The 19,194-nt window shown below is 63.0% G+C and carries 18 protein-coding genes and 1 pseudogene; 8 read left to right on the top strand and 11 right to left on the bottom strand.

The features are described from left to right. Window positions 1-4: 4 nt before the first annotated feature. A complete protein-coding gene (locus C266_RS04050) occupies window positions 5-619 on the bottom strand; it encodes a LemA family protein (protein ID WP_010804424.1) in 615 nt (204 codons plus the stop codon). Between the two features lie 110 nt (window positions 620-729). After that, window positions 730-2,034: a glutamate-1-semialdehyde 2,1-aminomutase gene (gene hemL / locus C266_RS04045; RefSeq protein WP_010804423.1), complete on the bottom strand. Its 1,305-nt coding sequence runs from the start codon at window positions 2,032-2,034 to the stop codon at window positions 730-732. Between the two features lie 135 nt (window positions 2,035-2,169). Between hemL and rnk the strand changes: the two genes are divergently transcribed. Then, a complete protein-coding gene (gene rnk / locus C266_RS04040) occupies window positions 2,170-2,595 on the top strand; it encodes a nucleoside diphosphate kinase regulator (RefSeq protein WP_010804422.1) in 426 nt (141 codons plus the stop codon). A gap of 111 nt (window positions 2,596-2,706) precedes the next feature. On the opposite strand, the gene C266_RS04035 is transcribed toward rnk, so the two are convergent. Beyond that, window positions 2,707-3,309, bottom strand: a complete 603-nt coding sequence (locus tag C266_RS04035) for a phosphatase PAP2 family protein (RefSeq protein WP_010804421.1) — start codon at window positions 3,307-3,309, stop codon at window positions 2,707-2,709. 596 nt (window positions 3,310-3,905) lie between these two features. Between C266_RS04035 and C266_RS27245 the strand changes: the two genes are divergently transcribed. Then, window positions 3,906-4,091, top strand: coding sequence for a hypothetical protein (locus C266_RS27245; RefSeq protein ID WP_144265700.1), 186 nt, complete (start codon window positions 3,906-3,908; stop codon window positions 4,089-4,091). A 68-nt stretch (window positions 4,092-4,159) separates the two neighbouring features. Then, window positions 4,160-6,901, top strand: a complete 2,742-nt coding sequence (mgtA, locus tag C266_RS04030) for a magnesium-translocating P-type ATPase (RefSeq protein WP_036661472.1) — start codon at window positions 4,160-4,162, stop codon at window positions 6,899-6,901. Between the two features lie 11 nt (window positions 6,902-6,912). Here mgtA and C266_RS04025 read toward each other — a convergent pair whose 3' ends face one another. From C266_RS04025 to edd, 8 genes and pseudogenes are all read right to left on the bottom strand, one after another. Then, window positions 6,913-8,124 carry an MFS transporter gene (locus C266_RS04025; protein ID WP_010804419.1) on the bottom strand — a complete coding sequence of 404 codons (1,212 nt, stop codon included), beginning with the start codon at window positions 8,122-8,124 and terminating at the stop codon, window positions 6,913-6,915. Next, window positions 8,121-8,717, bottom strand: coding sequence for a carbamoyltransferase C-terminal domain-containing protein (locus C266_RS26590; RefSeq protein WP_246831138.1), 597 nt, complete (start codon window positions 8,715-8,717; stop codon window positions 8,121-8,123). The genes C266_RS04025 and C266_RS26590 overlap by 4 nt, the downstream gene beginning before the upstream one ends. An 81-nt stretch (window positions 8,718-8,798) precedes the next feature. Next, window positions 8,799-8,867 (bottom strand): annotated as a pseudogene (locus C266_RS28240) (hypothetical protein); the annotation flags it as partial. A 437-nt stretch (window positions 8,868-9,304) separates the two neighbouring features. Continuing rightward, window positions 9,305-9,808 carry an oxidoreductase gene (locus C266_RS04015; protein WP_010804417.1) on the bottom strand — a complete coding sequence of 168 codons (504 nt, stop codon included), beginning with the start codon at window positions 9,806-9,808 and terminating at the stop codon, window positions 9,305-9,307. Between the two features lie 72 nt (window positions 9,809-9,880). Then, on the bottom strand, window positions 9,881-10,408 hold the full coding sequence (locus C266_RS04010) for a hypothetical protein (protein ID WP_010804416.1): 528 nt from the start codon (window positions 10,406-10,408) through the stop codon (window positions 9,881-9,883). A gap of 68 nt (window positions 10,409-10,476) precedes the next feature. Then, complete coding sequence (gene dapA / locus C266_RS04005) at window positions 10,477-11,358, bottom strand: 4-hydroxy-tetrahydrodipicolinate synthase (protein ID WP_010804415.1); 882 nt, start codon at window positions 11,356-11,358, stop codon at window positions 10,477-10,479. Between the two features lie 65 nt (window positions 11,359-11,423). Beyond that, the gene (locus tag C266_RS27655; protein WP_010804414.1) at window positions 11,424-11,888 is read right to left on the bottom strand and encodes a hypothetical protein; all 465 of its coding nucleotides are present in this window, start codon (window positions 11,886-11,888) and stop codon (window positions 11,424-11,426) included. Between the two features lie 124 nt (window positions 11,889-12,012). Continuing rightward, window positions 12,013-13,860 (bottom strand): phosphogluconate dehydratase, encoded by a 1,848-nt coding sequence (gene edd, locus C266_RS03995; protein WP_010804413.1) that lies wholly within the window; start codon window positions 13,858-13,860, stop codon window positions 12,013-12,015. Between the two features lie 259 nt (window positions 13,861-14,119). On the opposite strand from edd, the gene zwf reads away from it, so the two are divergent. The 5 genes from zwf (at window position 14,120) to C266_RS03970 (ending at window position 19,194) form a co-directional block, all read left to right on the top strand. Next, complete coding sequence (gene zwf / locus C266_RS03990) at window positions 14,120-15,595, top strand: glucose-6-phosphate dehydrogenase (RefSeq protein ID WP_010804412.1); 1,476 nt, start codon at window positions 14,120-14,122, stop codon at window positions 15,593-15,595. A 76-nt stretch (window positions 15,596-15,671) separates the two neighbouring features. Beyond that, the gene (gene pgl / locus C266_RS03985; protein ID WP_010804411.1) at window positions 15,672-16,349 is read left to right on the top strand and encodes a 6-phosphogluconolactonase; all 678 of its coding nucleotides are present in this window, start codon (window positions 15,672-15,674) and stop codon (window positions 16,347-16,349) included. Then, window positions 16,327-18,207 carry a bifunctional transcriptional regulator/glucokinase gene (locus C266_RS03980; RefSeq protein WP_036661403.1) on the top strand — a complete coding sequence of 627 codons (1,881 nt, stop codon included), beginning with the start codon at window positions 16,327-16,329 and terminating at the stop codon, window positions 18,205-18,207. Before pgl ends, C266_RS03980 begins: the two co-directional genes overlap by 23 nt. A 149-nt stretch (window positions 18,208-18,356) precedes the next feature. Beyond that, window positions 18,357-18,938, top strand: a complete 582-nt coding sequence (locus C266_RS03975; RefSeq protein WP_010804409.1) for a MarR family winged helix-turn-helix transcriptional regulator — start codon at window positions 18,357-18,359, stop codon at window positions 18,936-18,938. 46 nt (window positions 18,939-18,984) lie between these two features. Further along, the gene (locus C266_RS03970) at window positions 18,985-19,194 is read left to right on the top strand and encodes a dodecin (protein WP_010804408.1); all 210 of its coding nucleotides are present in this window, start codon (window positions 18,985-18,987) and stop codon (window positions 19,192-19,194) included.

The following is a 19,194-nucleotide window of genomic DNA, read 5'->3' as shown; positions in this document are numbered from 1 at the left end:
ATCCTCAGAACTTGACGGTCGGCGCGGTCGAAATGGCCTTCTCGTTTTCCACCGTGAAGTTCGGCTTCGCCGCGTAGCCGAACATCTTGGCCGTCAGGTTGTTCGGGAACTGACGCACATACACGTTGTAGTCCTGAACCGCCTGAATGTAGCGATTGCGCGCCACGGTGATGCGGTTTTCCGTGCCTTCGAGTTGCGACTGCAAGTCGCGGAACAGGCCGTCGGCCTTCAGATTCGGATAGTTCTCCGAGACGGCCATCAGTCGCGAAAGTGCGCCGGACAGTTCCCCTTGTGCTTGCTGGAATCGCTTGAACGCCTCCGGGTCGTTCAGCGTCTCGGGCGTGACGGTGATGCTTGTGGCCTTGGCACGGGCATTGATCACTTCGGTGAGCGTCGATTGCTCGTGCGAGGCGTAGCCCTTGACCGTATTCACCAGGTTCGGCACCAGATCGGCGCGGCGCTGGTACTGGTTGACGACCTCGCTCCAGGCGGCCTTGACGGCTTCATCCTTGACCTGAATCTGGTTGTATCCGCAGGCAGACAGCAAGGACGTGAGCAGTCCCAGTGCGAGCCAGCGAACAAACGACTGACGGAGCTTGGTCGGCAGCAGCATTTGCATGGTGTTTCTCCCTGTTGGGGCGGGCGGGACCTGCCCGCAGCCCCGGTTCGATATGTGAGCGAATAAAGTCGGTGACTCGGTGCCGGTGACGCGCGCGGGATGCGAGACGTTCAGGCGACGGCCCGGAAGGCATCGCGGGCGGCGTCGAGCGTGGCGTCGATGATCGTGTCGTCGTGCGTTGCCGAGACAAAGCCGGCTTCGAAGGCGCTCGGCGCGAGATAGACGCCGCGATCGAGCATCGCGTGGAAAAACTTGTTGAAACGGGCAACGTCGGACGTCGTGACTTCGGCAAAGCTCTGCGGCACGTTGGCGCGGAAGTACAGGCCGAACATGCCGCCGACGCTGTCGCCCGAGAACGGCACACCGGCTGCCTGTGCTGCGTCGACGAGCCCGGTGACGAGCTTGGACGTGCGCTTGGCCAGATCCTCGTAGAAGCCCGGCGCCTGAATCAGCTTGAGCGTGGCGAGGCCGGCGGCGACCGCCAGCGGGTTTCCGGAGAGCGTGCCTGCCTGATAGACGCCGCCCAGCGGCGCGAGGTGCGACATGATGTCGCGCCGGCCGCCGAACGCCGCAGCGGGCATGCCGCCGCCGATGACCTTGCCAAGGCAGGTGAGGTCGGCCGCAATGCCGTAGAGCGCTTGCGCACCGCCCAGACCGACGCGGAACCCGCACATCACTTCGTCGAAGATCAGCACGGTGCCGTGCGCAGTGCACAGCTCGCGCAGCGTTTGCAGGAAGTGGCGTGAGCCGCGCACGAGATTCATGTTGCCGGCCACCGGCTCGACGATCACGGCGGCAATCTCACCGCCTTGCCCGGCGAACAGCTCGCGAAGCTGCTCGACGTTGTTGTACTCGAGCACGAGCGTGTCGCGCGTGACTTCGGGCGGCACGCCGGCCGACGACGGCGCGTTGCGCGTCGAATCGGCGAACGTCAGCAGACCCGAACCGGCCTTGACCAGCAGGCTGTCCGCGTGACCGTGATAGCAGCCTTCGAATTTGACGATCTTGTTGCGACCCGTAAAGCCGCGCGCCAGGCGCAGCGCGCTCATCGTGGCCTCGGTGCCGGAGGACACCAGACGCACCTGTTCGATGGACGGCACGAGACGGCAGATTTCCTCGGCCATCACCACTTCGGCCTCGGTGGGGGCACCGAAGCTGAAGCCTTGCGACATGGCAGTTTGCACGGCAGCGACGACGTCCGGATGCAGGTGGCCGACGATCATCGGACCCCACGAGCCGATGTAGTCGATATAACGGGTGCCTTCGGCGTCCCACATGTAGGGGCCTTGTGCACGGGCAATGAAGCGGGGGGTACCGCCGACCGAGCGGAAGGCGCGGACCGGCGAGTTCACGCCGCCGGGAATGGTTTGCTGGGCACGCTCGAAGAGAGCGGCGTTCGTCGTAGTTTCGGACATGAATTCGGCTTTTGGAGACGTCTTGATGCGTCGATTCTAGCGGATGGCGGTCAAGTCCGGGACTTCTCGCCGCGCGGGGCTTCTGTTAGATTGAAGGCCACTCTCTCAACGTCAAGGAAAAACAGGCCCGTCGACATGTCCACCGTTCACTCCCAACGTCCCTCGATCACTGTCTCGACTCTCGACCTCGAACGCCTGGAAGCGCTTATGGCGCAGGCGCCGCGTGCGGCATTGCCGTATGTGGAGGCACTCGAAACAGAGCTTGCCCGGGCGAGCGTCGTCGAACCGGAGCAAATCCCGGCCGATGTCGCCACGATGAATTCGGTGGTGCGCTATCGTGATCTCGCCACGCAGCAGGAGCACCGTGCGACGCTCGTGTACCCGCAGCATCTGGCGAGCACGCAAAGCGGCATTTCGGTACTGGCGCCCGTGGGCAGTGCGCTGCTTGGTCTGCGCGTCGGCCAGTCGATTCACTGGCAAGTGCCGGGTGGCCACCTGATCGAGCTGGAATTGCTCGGCATCGATTACCAGCCCGAAGCCGCTGGCGAATACCACCGCTGATTTCCCTCTGCGCATCATCACTGGGAGATTCGGATCTCCCGAGTCTCCCAACCCTCCCCGCATCTCCGAAGTTCCTCGCAGTCCCTCCGGCAGTTCCCACGTTTTCTTATTTCAGCGACGCAGCCAGCCGCGCGCGATTGGCCATGCCATCAGGCGGCGATAGATGCCTTCGAGGATGGCCGAGACGATACGGCTCGTTTCCCGTGCGCTCGCCGTGCGCATGATGAGTGCGGCCGCAATCGACACGACCAGTCCGCCAAGCATGTCGACCGGCCAGTGAACGCCGAGATAAATGCGTGCCCAGCACACCGGCAGCGCGCAAATCAACAGCAAGCGGCCGAGCAGGCGCGGCGTGCGTGCGGCCATCCCCATCAGGACGAATGCCGACGTGAACATGAGCGACGCGTGGTTGCTGGGAAATGCGCTGGTGGGGGCATGGGGGAGCAGGTTCGTGCCGACACCGGCGACGAACGGCCGCGGCTCGGCCCAGGCCAGCCCGATGATGAAGTTGATCAGCAGCACGAGCCCCACGCCCAGCAGACCGTGAACGGCACCTTCGCGGTCACGTCCGCCTGCAAGCCACAGGGTGACCAGCCCCACCGGGAGCAGGACGATCAGATACTTGGCGAGGAAGACGGCGACGGCCAATTCACCTTCGCTCACATTGGGCGAGGCGTTGATGGCCAGAAAGAGGGCGCGGTTGAGTGAATCCATGAAGTCCGGGAGGCCAGAGGTGACTGCCGGTGGTCAGCGGCGCTACCAGGCTGCACACGCAGCGCCGGCGCATCGACGGCCGCCGGCAGGCGGTTTGTGACGAAAACATGACGAATTCTGACTGAGCCGCTTTCCGTTGGAAAGTTGCATTTGTCATCATTTTGTAACGCGTTGAATTGTCACTTTTCTTTCGACGCACTTGGGGGTAAGATTGCGCCGTTATAGCTTTCAGGAGGTCCTTCCGTGGACAGTGGTTCTAGTGGTAGTTGCCGGTCGACACAGGTCGACACCATCACCGCGAGTTAGTCCCCGGGATCTTCCCCGCCGCTGACTCGCATAGCCGGGTTGGCGCGCACCTCTGATGTACGTCTCGATTGCCCTGTCCCCTTGGCCCACAGGCCAAAGGGTTTTATTGGGTCATACCGATAGCGTCCGTCTTTCGTAGCACGCTCCCTAATTAGCTTTACATCTGCCGTTCGGGCTGTCCCGCCGTGCGCGTGTGTTCGTTTTCGGACCATTTGCCGTTGTGCACCGGTCGCCGGACTCGATCTCATCGCCTGCGCCGGGCGGATTGCCGCGCGGCCGGGAGATTCATCGTGTTCCGTTACTCAATGACCCTTCGCAGCGGTAATCCGCAAGCCCTGATGCTGCCGAGCGAGTGCCTGCATCACTATCACGTCGATCCGCATCCGGAAGCCACTGAAACGGTGCGTCCGGGCGCAGGGGCGCGTCTCGGGCAGTGGCTGCGGGCGTTCGTGCGCCGCGAAAAAACGGCGGGCTGAGCCTGCCTCACGACTTTCGGGGGCGCAGGCGGTTCACCGGTGCCCCGGACATTTTCAGGATGTATCCGATGCAACAAGCTCTCACGCTCAGCGAGCGACTGATTGCGGTGCTTGGCGCGCGCCTTGGGCTGCGCTTCTTCCGTCGCCGCGACATGCTCGAAACCCTCGACGCACCAGCGCACGGCCATGAGGCACCGCCGGGTCTCGTCGACGCCGCCCGCGACGCCGGCCCGGATCTGCTCGCACGGCTGAGCACCACCCGCGACGGGCTGTCCGACGACGAAGCCGCCACCGTGCGGGCACATGTCGGCGCCAACGAAGTCGAGCACGAAAAGCCGTTGCCCTGGTGGCGGCACCTGTTCAACTGCTACCGCAATCCGTTCAATCTGCTGCTCTCGGCACTGGCCGCTGTGTCATTTGCGACCGACGACACCGAGGGAACGATCATCATCGCGTCGATGGTGATCATTTCCACGGTGTTGCGATTTGTGCAGGAAGCGCGTTCGAACAAGGCTGCGGAGAAGCTCAAAGCGATGGTGAGCACCACGGCCACGGTGCTGCGCCGCGAGGCGCTGGGCGACGGTGGCGCAGAGCCCGACAATGTGCGCCGTCTGGGCCGCATGGGCTGCGAAATTCCGTTGGCGGAACTCGTGCCGGGCGACATCGTGTTGCTCGCGGCCGGTGACATGATTCCGGCGGATGTACGCATTCTCGCGGCCAAGGACTTGTTCGTCTCGCAATCGGCCCTCACCGGCGAGGCGCTGCCTGTCGAGAAATTTGCGCACGCGTGCGAGTCCGGCGGGAGCCATCCGCTCGCTTACGACAATCTCGCGTTCATGGGCACGAACGTTGTTAGCGGCTCGGCCACGGCGGTGGTCGTGGCAACCGGTGCGCGCACCTTCTTCGGCTCGCTCGCGCAGCGCGTCACGGCGCTGCAACCGACGGTCACGTCGTTCCAGCAAGGCGTGAATCGCGTGTCGTGGGTGCTGATCCGCTTCATGATGGTCATGACCCCCATCGTGTTGCTCATCAACGGCTTTACCAAGCACGACTGGCTCGAAGCCTCGTTGTTTGCGCTGTCGGTGGCGGTCGGTCTGACACCTGAAATGCTGCCGATGATCGTGACGGCTACGCTGGCGAAGGGTGCGGTCGTGCTCTCGCGCAAGAAGGTGATCGTCAAGCGGCTCGATGCGATTCAGAACTTCGGCGCGATGGATGTGCTGTGCACGGACAAGACCGGCACGCTCACGCAGGACAAGATTTGTCTTGAGCGTCACACCGATGTCTGGGGCCATGGCTCCGAAGACGTGCTCGAGTACGCCTATCTCAACAGCTTCTACCAGACCGGCCTGAAGAACCTGCTCGATGTGGCGGTGCTCGATCATGCGGAGTTGCATCAGCGTCTGGACGTGGTGAACCGCTACCGCAAGATCGATGAGATTCCGTTCGACTTCCAGCGCCGTCGCATGTCGGTGGTGGTCAGCGAGAACGGTGCGCATCACGAGTTGATCTGCAAGGGCGCGGTGGAAGAGGTGATGGCGGTGTGCGACCGTGTGCAGCACGGCGCGAATGTCGAACCGCTGACGCCCGACGTGCTGGCTCGCCTGCGTCGCGTGACGGCCGATCTGAACGCCGAAGGGCTGCGCGTGGTGGCGGTGGCGACGCGTCATTTGCCGCCCGTGCGCGAGCGCTACGGGGTTGCGGACGAAAGCGAACTCGTGCTCGTCGGCTACATTGCGTTTCTCGATCCGCCCAAGGAGTCGACGGCGCCCGCGTTGACGGCGCTCGCGGCGGCAGGCGTCGACGTCAAGGTGCTCACGGGCGATAACGATCTCGTGACGGCGAAGGTCTGCCGCGAGGTTGGCCTGAAGGTGAACGGCTGCGTGCTGGGCGATGACATCGAGGCGATGAGCGATGCGGAACTGGCGCAGACCGTCGAGCGTGCCAACGTGTTCGCGAAGCTCACGCCGGCGCACAAGGAACGGCTCGTGCGGATGCTGCGTGCGAACGGTCACGTGGTGGGCTTCATGGGCGACGGCATCAACGATGCGCCGGCGTTGCGTGCCGCAGATATCGGCATCTCGGTGGATACGGCGGTGGACATCGCCAAGGAGGCGGCCGATATGATCCTGCTCGAGAAGAGCCTGATGGTGCTTGAGCAGGGGGTGATCGAAGGGCGTCGCACGTTTGCGAACATGCTCAAGTACATCAAGATGACGGCCAGCTCGAACTTCGGCAATGTCTTCTCGGTGCTGATTGCGAGTGCGTTCTTGCCGTTCCTGCCGATGCTGCCGTTGCAGCTGCTCACGCAGAATCTGCTTTACGACCTGTCGCAAACGACGATTCCGTTCGACAACGTCGACGACGAGCAACTGACGCGGCCGCAGCGCTGGAACCCGGCGGATCTGTCGCGCTTTATGGTGTTCTTCGGCCCGATCAGCTCGATTTTCGACGTGCTGACGTTCCTGGCGATGTGGCACCTGTTCGGCGCGAACAGCGCCGAGCACCAGACGCTGTTCCAGTCCGGCTGGTTCGTCGAAGGGCTGTTGTCGCAGACGCTGATCGTGCACCTGATCCGCACGCGCCGTATTCCGTTCGTGCAGAGCCGCGCCGCGTGGCCATTGCTGCTGATGACGGGCGCGGTGATGCTGATCGGCCTGATGCTGCCGATGTCGCCGTTTGCGGACACGTTCAAGATGCAGGCGCTGCCGCTCGCGTACTTCCCGATGCTCGCCGCCATCCTCCTCGCCTACGCCGTGTTGACGCAGATGATGAAAGGCATGTTTGCACGGCGGTTTGGGTGGCAGTGAGGTTGCTATTACTATTGCGAACGGGGCAGGCGAGAGGTGGTTGAGCGCAGTGGGCTTCGGGCGAAGACGCCAAGTCCCACTGCCGACACGCCCGCAACCAGGAACACGAGTTCGATGCTTGTGACGCTTGAGAGCGCTCCACCGGCCAATGGTGCGGTGATCAAAACCAGCAGTTGAAGGCTTCTGCCGGTCGAGGTCACTGTGCCTAGCGTTTCGCGAGGGCACTCGCGTTGAAACGTCACCATCATCAACATGACACCGAGTCCATACCCGAGCCCGTTGCCGATCCATAGGCAGAGCATGAGGGGCAACGGTACGGTGACATCCGCGTACACCATGACGGCCGGTATCAAAATCGTTAGCCCGAACAGTGAACAGGATGTTGCGAGCAATGTCGTTGATTTGCATAGCCTGACGGCGTGCCGGAAGACAAAGGCACCGATCATCGCACCCGCCGCCGTACAGCCGACGATGCTGCCGAAGGTACCGTCCGGATAACCGCGCGCCTTCAGGAAGAGGGATAACAGTGCATCGTAAAAACCAAGGATGAACGCTTGGCAAAGCGTCACGATAAACACGCGCCTTAACACGGCGTGATCACGTAATATCGAGTGGAATACCGTCCAGAGCGGGCGGGTTCGTTGGGTGGAGTGATGGACGCCGGTGTTGATAGGTGTTCTCGATCCCGACACGAGCAAGAAACCAGCTACACCAAGCGCTGCGGAAATAGTGAAGCCGGAAAAGCCGGCATAAGCGGTGAAGGCTGCAACGAGAGGCGCAACGAGTTTGGTGATTTGATCAATGAGCGTTACTCGCCCTGCGTTCGCGGAAAGTGCGTTGTCGTCGAGAAGATGCCGGAAGAGTTGTTGTTCGGCAGGGGCTGGCGCGATGTTGGAGAGCCCCTTGAGCGCGACGCATGCTAGGAATATGTCGAGCGTCGGTGCTTGCCAGAGCGCGATGGCGGAGAGCACTCTCACGACATAGCTCCAACGCAAGAGACGCCATGGGCAGACTCTATCTGCATAGGCGCCCAGCCATGGCCCGAATAGTACGCCGGGTAAGCCATACAGCATCATGGCTAAACCGACCGAAACAGCGTCTGCGTTCCAGCGGAATGCCAGATTCTCGAAGATCAACGTGAAGTCGATCCACAAGATGGCGGCCCCCACGGAACGGGAGGCGAGAAGGCGTGGGTAGTTTCCGATGTGGGGGGATGGGGTCACGACGTCTCTCCAAGTATTTCGGCGGGGCTGTTTTTTCGCATATAGAGCCTATCCTCAATGACAAATCCATCCAGATGGACCTCGCGCGCATAGTTGGCCAGATCGGAACCTCGGTTGATGAAGCCCGTACCGTTGAAATTCAACGACGTATTACAAAGCACGCCAACGCCGCAGAGTTTTCGAAATTCGGAAAGAACTGAATGAAGCGCAGCATTTTGCTCATAAGTCACTGTCTGAACTCGCGCAGATCCATCCACATGAGTGATAGCTTGGAGATGCGGGTTTAGAACCTGATGGAAGAAGAGCATGTAGGGGCTAGATTTGGCCGGGGAAAAATGCTCACCGACCTCCTCTGCACTGCAAACTGGGGCGATTGGTCGAAATGACTCTCGCCGCTTTAGTTGATTCAATCGAAGAAGTGTCTGTTTGCTAAATGGGCTCGCCAAAATTGAGCGATTACCAAGTGCGCGCGGTCCGATTTCCGCGTTTCCTCTCGCCCAACCCAGAATTGCTCCGTCGTGAAGGTACTTTGCTATATCTGCTGGTGTCGCTTTTGTGCAGACAAAATCTCGATACTCAATTTCGTCAACCACAAACGGCTGGCCTGAGTACACGGACCAATTGAGTTTCGCTGAGCCAGTGAGCACAAATTGAGCATCTGCTGCGGTGCCTATGGCGGAGCCACTATCGTTGGCGCAAGGCGGAACAAAAACGTCAGAAAAAAGCCCCGTGGCGGAGAGGGACGAGTTCCATTTGTCAGTAGTATTTGGACTACGATATAACTAAAGTGCGATGAATGAATATATTCGGCTATTTGGGAAAATTCAGTCGGGCGCGAGGTCCGTGGTGAATGATCTGAAGTGGTTTCGGGATAGTCTGACCTTTGGCGCGCGGCAAAGCGCGAGCGACGCTCGGTGTTACTCACACGCTAGAAGGCGTGGCCCACAACCAGACAGAGGGGAGCTTTCATACGGGGTCACGGACTTCGCTGGCGATGCCTTGAACCCCTGAGCTTCAAGGAAGTGTTCATTTCGCCGGGGCTTGTATGGATCGCGAAAATCGGACGTCGCGTCGCCGGGGATGGCTTTTGATTACGTGCGAGACGGGACTCCACCACGTGGATCACGGCGGCGAGCGTGCCGCCACCGGTCGCCATGACATCAATGATTTACCTAGCCTGTCAATCATCAACCCAGGTCCCTGACGGCCGGTCGAAGTGCTGGCTGCGGGGCGCGAAGACGTCGCTGGCATCGTCCAGTTCGAGTGTCACGTCGAGCGCACCATCGTTGTCGCGTTTAGCGCTTCCCAACGGATCGTTGCAGCATAGCCACAGCGACACGTCCGAGGGCATCCCATCGACGCGGAATGACTTGTGTTTGCCGATGAGAAACGGCTGCCCGTCCTTGCCGAATCGCCCAATCAATTGCCCCATCAGTGCGTCGGGGCCGTGATACGGATACCCGTCATCGCCCGAGACATTGTGCAGATACGTTGCGCCGGAATTCGGCGTGCGCCCGTCGGCGTCGCGGCGTCCGAACTTGCGGTCGTCCGTGCGCGTGCACCATTCGCCCGACGCCCTTAGGATCACTTTCGGCGCAGACTGTGCGCCGATCTTGTATCCCGTGTCCTGCCAGCCTTCCGAGGCGTACACCTTCATGCGCTTGTTGATGCGATCTGTCGTCATGACACGCTCCATCGTTGACGGGGGGCCGAGAACGGATTGGCGGGTGCTGGTGCTTCGTTACGCAAAGTGCAGTCAGTTCGAGTGTAGACGCCCCGCTTCGCTGCCTGAAGCGTAACTGCGGAGTCCCGCCTCCAAACGGCGTTTCGGCGAGACGGCGATGCCCAACTCCGCATACAACTCGTCGAGGGCCTCGCGCGTGCCGACGAGCAATGCTGTGGTTTGCCCGCTGATGTCGGTGACAACGCTCACGAGCGTCTTTCCCTGACACGTCTCGCGCGCCGCGACGAACTGCGTCGACGTCAGCGCGGCGAGCGTGGCGAAGCGCTCCGCCTGCACCAGGCCGTTGATCTGGAACACCGGCTGCGCGGCACCGGTGGCGCGCGGCGCGAGCCGTACGTGAGTGCCGTCGCTGTAGGCCCCGAGCGCCGCGAACAGTTTTTCCCGGCCTTGCGGTCCCAGCGCACAGTGATCGCCATGTACCCAGCGCGAAATCGTGTTGCCGGTGATGCCGGTCGCGTAAGCGAGCCGGGCCAACGTGATTCCCGAGAGCTTGATGAGCAGACGGGCGACGGTGCGGTGACGCTGTTCGATGTCATCCATAACGGGTGTCCTGTCGTAAGGGCATTCAGGCGACGTGCTTGGCGCGCGGTGACGGAGCGTGTCCGGAGTCAGAACGCCATCGTCACTTCGAGTTGGGTGTCGATCTCTCTGCGAAGCGCGGGCGTGCAAGGCATGAGCGGCCGGCGAACCGTTTCCGGACACAGCCCCAGTGAAGCGAGTGCGGCTTTGATCGCCACCGGATTTGGCTCGGAAAACAGCCGGCGAATGAGCGGCTTCATCCCGTTGAAGAGTGTCGTCGCGTGGGTCATGTCGCCCTCACGCACGTAGCGGAACAGCTTCAGATAGAGGTCGGGTCGAATGTGAGCCGCCGCCGAGATGCATCCGACGGCGCCCGCTTGCAGGGCGGGCAGCAACTGCATGTCGTCGCCGCACAGCACGCGCATGGTGACCTGCGACGGCAAATGCAGGAGCGGATGCGCGTCGCATTCCTTGATTGCCGCGAACGCGTCGTGCGACGCCAGCTCACGGATCGTCTCCACCCCAAGTGTCACCCCCGTGCGCAGCGGCACGTTATAGAGCACGAGCGGTTTGCGCGTGCCCGCCGCCAGCGTTCGGTAGTGCCAGAGAATGCCCTCCTGCGACGGGCGCAGATAGTACGGCGGAGGCACGAGATATCCGGCAAGCGGCAGGTCTTCGATGTTGCGAATTTGCTGCGCGGCGTTGGCCGTATCGGCCGCGCCGACACCGGCCACCACCGGCGCATGTCCGTGCGCGAGATGGCAAGCCGTCTCGACGAGCCAGCGGCGCTCGTCGTCGTCCAGCAATGTGCCTTCGCCCGTCGTGCCGGCCACGACCAGGCCGTTCACTCCTGCAGCAAGGTAGTAGTCGACCAGACGCGCGAAGGCGTTGCGATCGATCTGAGCGCCATTGGCGCCGGTCATGGGCGTGACGAGTGGAATCCACACGCCTTCGAAGATGGCTGTGTTCATATCAGGGGAGCAGGGTTGTGCGCAGAGCGAGAGACGCATCGAAGCGACGCCGGAATGTCGGTGGCTTAGGCCGCAGCGCGCAGACGCAACGCGCCGAACTCGGCTTCCGGTAACGATTGCATGACGACGTGCATGGCCCGTGAGGCTTCGATACGCGGCAACGCAATCGACACCACGGCCGCGGTATCGCGCCGGATCGGACGAATCGTCTCGACGCGCCATGGCAGCGGCAGACTCATCGCCAACGTGATGGCAAGCGTCGAGACGGCTGCGCGGCTGAGCGTGATGTCGAGCGTTGCGTCGAGGCGAACGCGAGGGGTGTGTCGATTGCGTTGCCGCGGTGTTGCGAAAACGTCGGTCGGGGGGAGGGTTTGCGTGCTCGCCGGCGTGGCGGCGATGGCAGTGCCGGTGGCGGTGGCCGACGCGCGCGCCGCAGGGGCGGGCGTTGTGCCGTAGGCGTGGAAAGCGTCGGCCGGCGTGGCGTTCGCACCAGGAGGTTCGAGTCTGGCGCGCTGAGCGATGGTAGGCATGGCAACGTGTCGATTCACGACAAGAGTGACAACGAGGCCAGTCTAGGGACGCGCAAATAAAAACGGCGTCAAGATTTTGACGCCGTACAGACAAGGGGCAGAGGCGCGCGCGGCGGCGCTAGCCTCAGCGCCGCGATGGATATTGCGCGTCGTTGAACAGCACGCATGCGCCGTGCGGTGCGGTGCCGACATTGTCGCGGAAGCGCTGGAACACATTGCGCCACGGGTCGAATGGCCGCTGCGGCATGGGCTCCGGCGCGCGAGCGGCGAGTGTGGCGTCGTCGACTTCGCAATGCAGCAGGTTCTTTTCACAGTCGATGGTGATGATGTCGCCGTCCTGCACGCGCGCGAGCATGCCACCTTGCTCCGCTTCGGGCGAGAGATGGATGGCCGCCGGCACTTTGCCCGATGCTCCCGACATTCGCCCGTCAGTCACAAGCGCCACATGGTGGCCTTCGTCCTGAAGCAGACCGAGCATCGGCATGAGCTTGTGCAACTCGGGCATACCGTTCGCGCGCGGCCCCTGGAAGCGCACCACGACAATGACGTCGCGCGTCAATTCGCCCGCCTTGAACGCGGCCTGTGCCGATTCCTGATCGGAGAACACGCGCGCCGGGGCGCGCACCGTCTGATGTTCCGGTTTGACGGCAGACGACTTGATGACCGCGCGTCCCAGATTGCCCTCGAGCATGCGCAACCCGCCTTCGCGGGCGAAGGGCCGGGATGCCGGACGCACGATGGTCTCGTCGAGGCTGTCGCTGGGGGCGTCGTGCCACGAGAGCACGTCGTCGTGCAGAAGCGCTTCCTGCGTATACGCGCGCAGACCGTGTCCCATGACCGTGGTCACGTCGTTGTGCAGGAAGCCGGCGTCGAGCAGTTCGCGAATGAGGAAATTCAGGCCGCCGGCGGCGTGGAACTGATTCACATCGGCCTTGCCGCTCGGATAGACATGAGCGAGCAACGGCGTGACGTCCGACAAATCGGCGAAGTCCTGCCAGTCGAGCAGAATGCCGCCCGCATGGGCCATGGCGACAAGGTGCAGCGTATGGTTGGTCGAACCGCCCGTGGCGAGCAAACCGACAACGCCGTTGATGAACGCGCGTTCATCGAGAATGTGAGACGTATTGATGCCCGACTTCGCCAGCGCCACGGCGCGTGCGGTGGCCGCCTGTGTGAGCGCATGACGCAGCGGCGTGTGCGGATTGACGAACGACGTGCCCGGCAGATGAAGCCCCATGAACTCCATGAGCATCTGATTGCTGTTGGCCGTGCCGTAGAACGTGCAGGTGCCTTCCGTGTGATACGCGGCCAGTTCGGCGTCGAGCAACGCCGCGCGCGTGATGCGGCCGGCGGCGTATTCCTGCCGGATGCGCGACTTCTCGTCGTTGGGCAACCCCGAGGGCATCGGGCCGGCCGGGGCGAACACGGCCGGCAGATGACCGAACGCCTGCGCGGCGATCACGAGCCCCGGCACGATCTTGTCACACACACCGAGGAACATCGCGGCATCGAACATCTGGTGCGAGAGCGCAATGACCGAGGCCATGGCGATCACGTCGCGCGAGAACAGCGATAGCTCCATCCCGGCGTACCCCTGCGTCACGCCATCGCACATCGCGGGCACGCCGCCGGCCACCTGCGCGCTCGCGCCGTGGGCCCGTGCAGCGGACTTGATGATGTCGGGGAACTCGACGAACGGTGCATGCGCCGAAAGCATATCGTTGTAAGCGGTGACGATGCCGATGTTGGGTGTGCGCTCGGCGCGGATCTTGAGACGGTCGTCGGCGGGGGCGGCTGCCAGCGCGTGCGCGAGGTTGGCACACCCCAGTGTCTCGCGCCCGGGTTGCCCCTGCGTGGCGCGGGCGACGCCTTCCAGATAAGCCTGACGAGACGACCGGCTGCGCTCGATGAGGCGCTCGGTCACGCGTTCTACCACCGGATGCAGCGACACGTTGTGCGAAGACTGAGTCATGGTGATTCCGTGACGTTGTGGGGCGCCCGATGCGGGGTGGCGCAACCGGCGCGTTAGACGCCTGCGACACCGTTCGCATGCCGGCTCGACGTGATGCCCTGGCCTAAATCATCGGCGGATGATGTAGTCAAAGCACGAGATTTTGTTGATTCGAAGTGTAGTTAAACTACAATGCAGTGTCAAAGTTGCGCTTCTTCAGTGACATCCGAGCGTCTGCCAAGTTCGGTCGTCGTCAGGTCGCACGGAGTCCACGCTCGCTATGAACACGCCTTCACCCTATACCTTTGTGTTGTTCGGCGCCACCGGCGATTTGTCGCTGCGCAAGGTTCTGCCCGCCCTGTTCCGGGCGTTCCGGACGGGCCAGTTGGGCTCGGACGCCGCCACCGATACCGGCCACATTCTGGCCATTTCCCGCAAGCCGATGGACGCCGCTTCGTACCGTGCGTGGTGTGAGGAACATGCGCGCGAACACATCAAGCCCGACGTCTGGGACGAGGATGCCTGGAAGCGCTTTCTCGCCACCATCGACTATATGCCGCTCGATCTGGGCCGCGAGGAGAAGTTCGGTGCGCTGGCCGAGCGTCTGACGCAGCGCAGGGGCGTGCGCATCTTCTATCTGGCGACCGGTCCCTCGTTATTCATCCCTATTTGCGAAGGGCTGCGTAGCGCCGGGCTCAACGAAAACAGCCGCATCGTGCTGGAGAAACCGCTGGGGCATGACCTGGCCTCGTCGGTGGCGATCAACGACGCCGTGGGCGCCATCTTCCGTGAAGACCAGATCTATCGTATCGACCACTACCTTGGGAAAGAGGCCGTGCAGAACCTGCTGGCGCTGCGCTTCGGCAATGCCATCTTCGAGCCCTTGTGGCGGCGTGAGTTGATCGAGAGCATTCAGATCACGATTGCCGAGGCCATCGGTGTCGAGGGGCGCGGTGAGTTCTACGAACAGACCGGCGCGCTGCGCGATATGGTGCAGAACCACTTGCTGCAACTGCTGGCCATCGTGGCGATGGAGCCGCCGCTGTCGATGGATGCCGATGCCGTGCGTGACGAGAAGCTGCGCGTATTGCGTTCGCTGCGCCCGCTTAACGACGAAACGGTCGCCCGCAATGTGGTGCGCGGCCAGTACGGTGGCGGTGCCATCGACAAGTCTGCGGTGCCGGCCTATGCCGACGAGCCGGGGGTGCCGGCCGACAGCCAGACCGAGACGTTTGTCGCCCTGAAAGCCGAGATCGACAACTGGCGCTGGGCGGGCGTGCCGTTCTTCCTGCGCACCGGCAAGCGACTCGGCGAGCGCGTGGCCGAGATCGTCGTCAACTATCGCGCGACGCCGTATCCGCTGTTGGGCGAGGCCACGGCGCACCCTGGCGCCAATCGTCTCGTGATCCGCCTTCAGCCAAACGAATCCATCCGCCTTTACTGTCTGGCGAAGCAACCGGGCGAGGGGATGAATCTGCAATCGGTCCACCTCGATCTGGCCTTCGACCAGTTCTTCAAGGGACACAGGATGGATGCCTACGAGCGTTTGCTGCTCGACGTCATCAACGGCCGTCTCGCGCTCTTCGTCCGGCGAGACGAGCAGGAGCAGGCGTGGCGCTGGGTCGCGCCGATCCAGGCATATTGGTCGCGTCAGCACAAGGGGCCGAAGCGCTACGCCGCCGGAACGTGGGGGCCGCCGGCCGCGAGTGCGCTACTGGCGCAATACGGCGCGAGCTGGGTCGAGGAAGATATTTGAGACGGATCGCCGGGCGGGGCACGGTCATCGTTCGGCGCGGCCAGTCCGCAGCCAAGGACACCGGAGGCAGACACACATGATTCACTGGCGCATATTCCCTACACGTGAAGCCCAGGCGCTGGCTCTGGCCAATGCCGTTGCCGCGCGGCTCGACGAAGCGCTGACCATTCGTCCGCGCGCGCTGCTGGCCGTGTCGGGCGGCACAAGTCCCAAGGCATTTCTCTCGCAATTGGCGCGGTTGCCCGTGGCGTGGCGAGACATTGCCATCACCCTCGTCGACGACCGCTGGGTGCCGCCTGCGCATGCCGACAGCAATGCGCGTCTGGTCGCCGAGACACTGCTGCCCGGCGTAACGGGCGCGCAATGGTTGCCGCTTGTCGACACGGCGACCGACGCCGCGCTGCAAGTGCAAACCCTCAACGACACCTGGACGCATGGCGTGCCGCAAGTGTGCGTGCTCGGCATGGGCGAGGACGGGCATACGGCATCGCTTTTCGCCGACGCACCGCAATGGCGCGAGGCGATTACCACTCACCGCAAGTTCGTCCTCGTACAGCCGCAGCACGCGCCGCATCTGCGCGTGTCGTGGTCGCTCACGGCACTGGCGGCTTGCGAGCGCCTCATTCTGCAGATTCAGGGCGCCGCCAAACGTGAAGTGCTAGAAGCCGCGCAAACCGAGGAACAGGACAACGCCATCTCCCGGCTGATTCACAGAGAAGGAGTCAAGATCGATGTCTTCTGGAGTGAGGAATAATTCGCCGCACATGAGCGGTCCGCGACTGCTGGCCGACATCGGCGGCACCAACGCCCGTTTCGCACTGGAAATTGCACCCGGCGATCTCGTCGAGATCCGGGACTATGCCTGCGACGACTATCCCGGTGTTCCCGAAGTCATCCGCGCCTATCTCGACGAGGCCGATCACGCCGAACCGGTGCTGCACGCGGCGATTGCCATTGCCAATCCCATCGAAGGCGATGAGATTCGCATGACAAATCGCGACTGGCACTTCTCGATCGAGGCGACGCGCCGCGTGCTGGGCTTCGAGACATTGCTGGTCGTCAACGATTTCACTGCGCTCGCCATGGCGCTGCCTTACCTGTCAGATACGCAGAAGCGGCAGGTGGGCGGGGGCGAGCCGCAGCCCAACGGCGTCATTGGCCTGCTCGGCCCGGGGACCGGCGTTGGCGTGTCCGGCCTTATTCCGGCGGGCGATCGCTGGATCGCGCTCGGCAGTGAGGGCGGCCACACGACCTTCGCCCCGGCGGACGAGCGCGAAATCGATGTGTTGCGCTACGCATGGCAGCACTTCCCGCATGTCTCGTTCGAACGGCTGGTTGCCGGGCCCGGCATGGCGCTCGTCTATCAGGCGTTGGCCCGGCGTGAAGGGCGTGAAGGGCGTGAGGTGGAGCCGCTGGAGACACCCGCCATCGTGAAGCTCGCGCAAGGAGGCGATGCGCTCGCGCGTGAGACGGTCGACTGCTTCTGTGCGATGCTCGGCACGCTCGCAGGCAACGTCGCCGTTACGTTAGGCGCGGTTGGCGGCGTGTATCTGGGCGGCGGCGTGATCCCGAAGCTCGGCAAGCTGTTCGAGAACTCGCCGTTTCGCCAGCGCTTCGAGGCGAAGGGCCGTTTCGAAGGCTATTTGAAGAAGATTCCGACGTACGTCATTACGGCCGATCACCCGGCGTTTCTCGGCACTTCCGCCATGCTTGCCGAGCAACTCGGCACGCATGCGGCGGGGGCGGGTGGGTTGATCGACCGTTTGCATCGGTTGCGCGACCGGCTGAGTCCGGCCGAACAGCGTGTCGCGGAACTCACGCTCAGGCAGCCGCGCGCATTGCTCGCGGAGCCGGTATCCGAAATCGCCCGTCTGGCACGAGTGAGTCAGCCCACGGTCATCCGCTTTTGCCGCAAGCTCGGCTGCCAGGGCCTGTCTGACTTCAAGCTCAAACTCGCGAGTGCGTTGACCGGCACGCTGCCGGTGCGTCACGGACAGGTGCATGTGGGCGACTCGGCGGCGGAGTTCAGTGCAAAGGTGCTCGACAACACCGTGTCGTCGATTCTCCAGATGCGCGAGCATCTGGACGCGCGCACGGTCGAGGCAGCCGTCACGCTGCTCGACGGCGCGCACCGCATCGAGTTCTATGGGCTCGGCAATTCCGGCGTGATTGCGCAGGACGCCCACTACAAGTTCTTCCGTTTCGGCATGCCGACCATCGCTTATGGCGATCCATATCTGTTGCAGGCGTCGGCGGGGTTGCTCGGAGACGGTGACGTGGTGGTCGCGATTTCCGCATCGGGGCGCTCGGCGGACCTGAACCGTGCCGTCGACATCGCCGTGGCACGCGGCGCGAAGGTGATTGCGCTCACCGCGCGCAACTCGCCGCTCGCGCGCAAGGCGACACTTGTCCTGCCAAACGACCACGTCGAGACGATGGGGGCGCATGTGACGATGATCGCGCGGATTCTGCATCTCGCAGCCATCGACGTGCTGGCGGTCGGCGTTGCGATACGCCGCGCCGGGCCGGGGGCGGAGACGGCGGGCGAGGGCGCGCTCGACTGGCTGAGGCATGGCAGCGCTCAGGATTCGGACACGCCGGCGGTTGCCTGAACGCCGTTCGGGTTTCGGGCGATCCAGGCGGCAAATCGAATGGCCACGGCGGACACCGTGGCCATTCGTGCATGAAGCGGCTTGCGAAACACCGTACCGCAGCCTTGGCGGCTTGATATTAATTAACATGTTCAGCATAATGCTGGCGTATGAAAGTGTCCGATTCCGCCCAACGTTTCGGCTTTCTCGTGGCAGACGTCCAGCGTCTGTTCGGGCGCCGCTTAGAACAGTTTGCGCGACGCACGCTACCGATGACGCGTGCCCAATGCCGCCTGCTTATCTACCTCGCCGACAATCGCGGCGTGAGTCGGACAGTGTTGGGCGACATTCTCGAAACCCCGCCGCAGATGCTCGCCCGCATGCTCGATCGCATGGAAGAGGCGGGCTGGGTACGCCGCCGTCCTGACGCGCGAGACCCTCGTATCGAACGTCTGTTTATCACACGCGCGGCTGTCGAGCAGTTGCAGGTTGCCCGCGCACTCTCCGACAAAGTGCGCAATGAGGCGCTTCATGGCCTGACGGCCTTCGAGACGGTGCAGCTCACGCAATTGCTGCAAAAGGTGCGCCGCAATCTCATGAACGTCGTGCCGACGCCGCTCGATACCGTGGTGCCGGCGACGCTGCGTCACGACCAGACCGCGTGCGAGCGCGATGACGGTAGCACGGAGTCCGATCCCATCGAAGGCCCGGGCGGCCGTCCGTCGGAATGCGCCGACTTGCACCCGCAGTAGCACACGCCTAGCATGGGAAGTCTCCAAACCAACCCCGGAGACTGTCATGACGAATCACGTGTACAAGCAGATCGAGCTGACCGGCTCGTCGCCGAAGTCCATCGACGATGCCGTCAAATGCGCCATCGAGCGCGCGAGCAAGACGCTGCGCAATCTGAACTGGTTCGAAATCATCGAGACACGCGGCCATATCGAGGACGGCAAGGTCGCTCACTGGCAGGTCACGCTCAAGGTCGGCGTGCGGCTCGAAGACTGA

Source organism: Pandoraea sp. SD6-2 (genome assembly GCF_000389825.1).
Classification (GTDB): Bacteria; Pseudomonadota; Gammaproteobacteria; order Burkholderiales; family Burkholderiaceae; genus Pandoraea; species Pandoraea communis.
The sequence above is the reverse complement of the archived record's forward strand: the minus strand, read 5'-3'. Positions and strand labels throughout refer to the sequence as shown.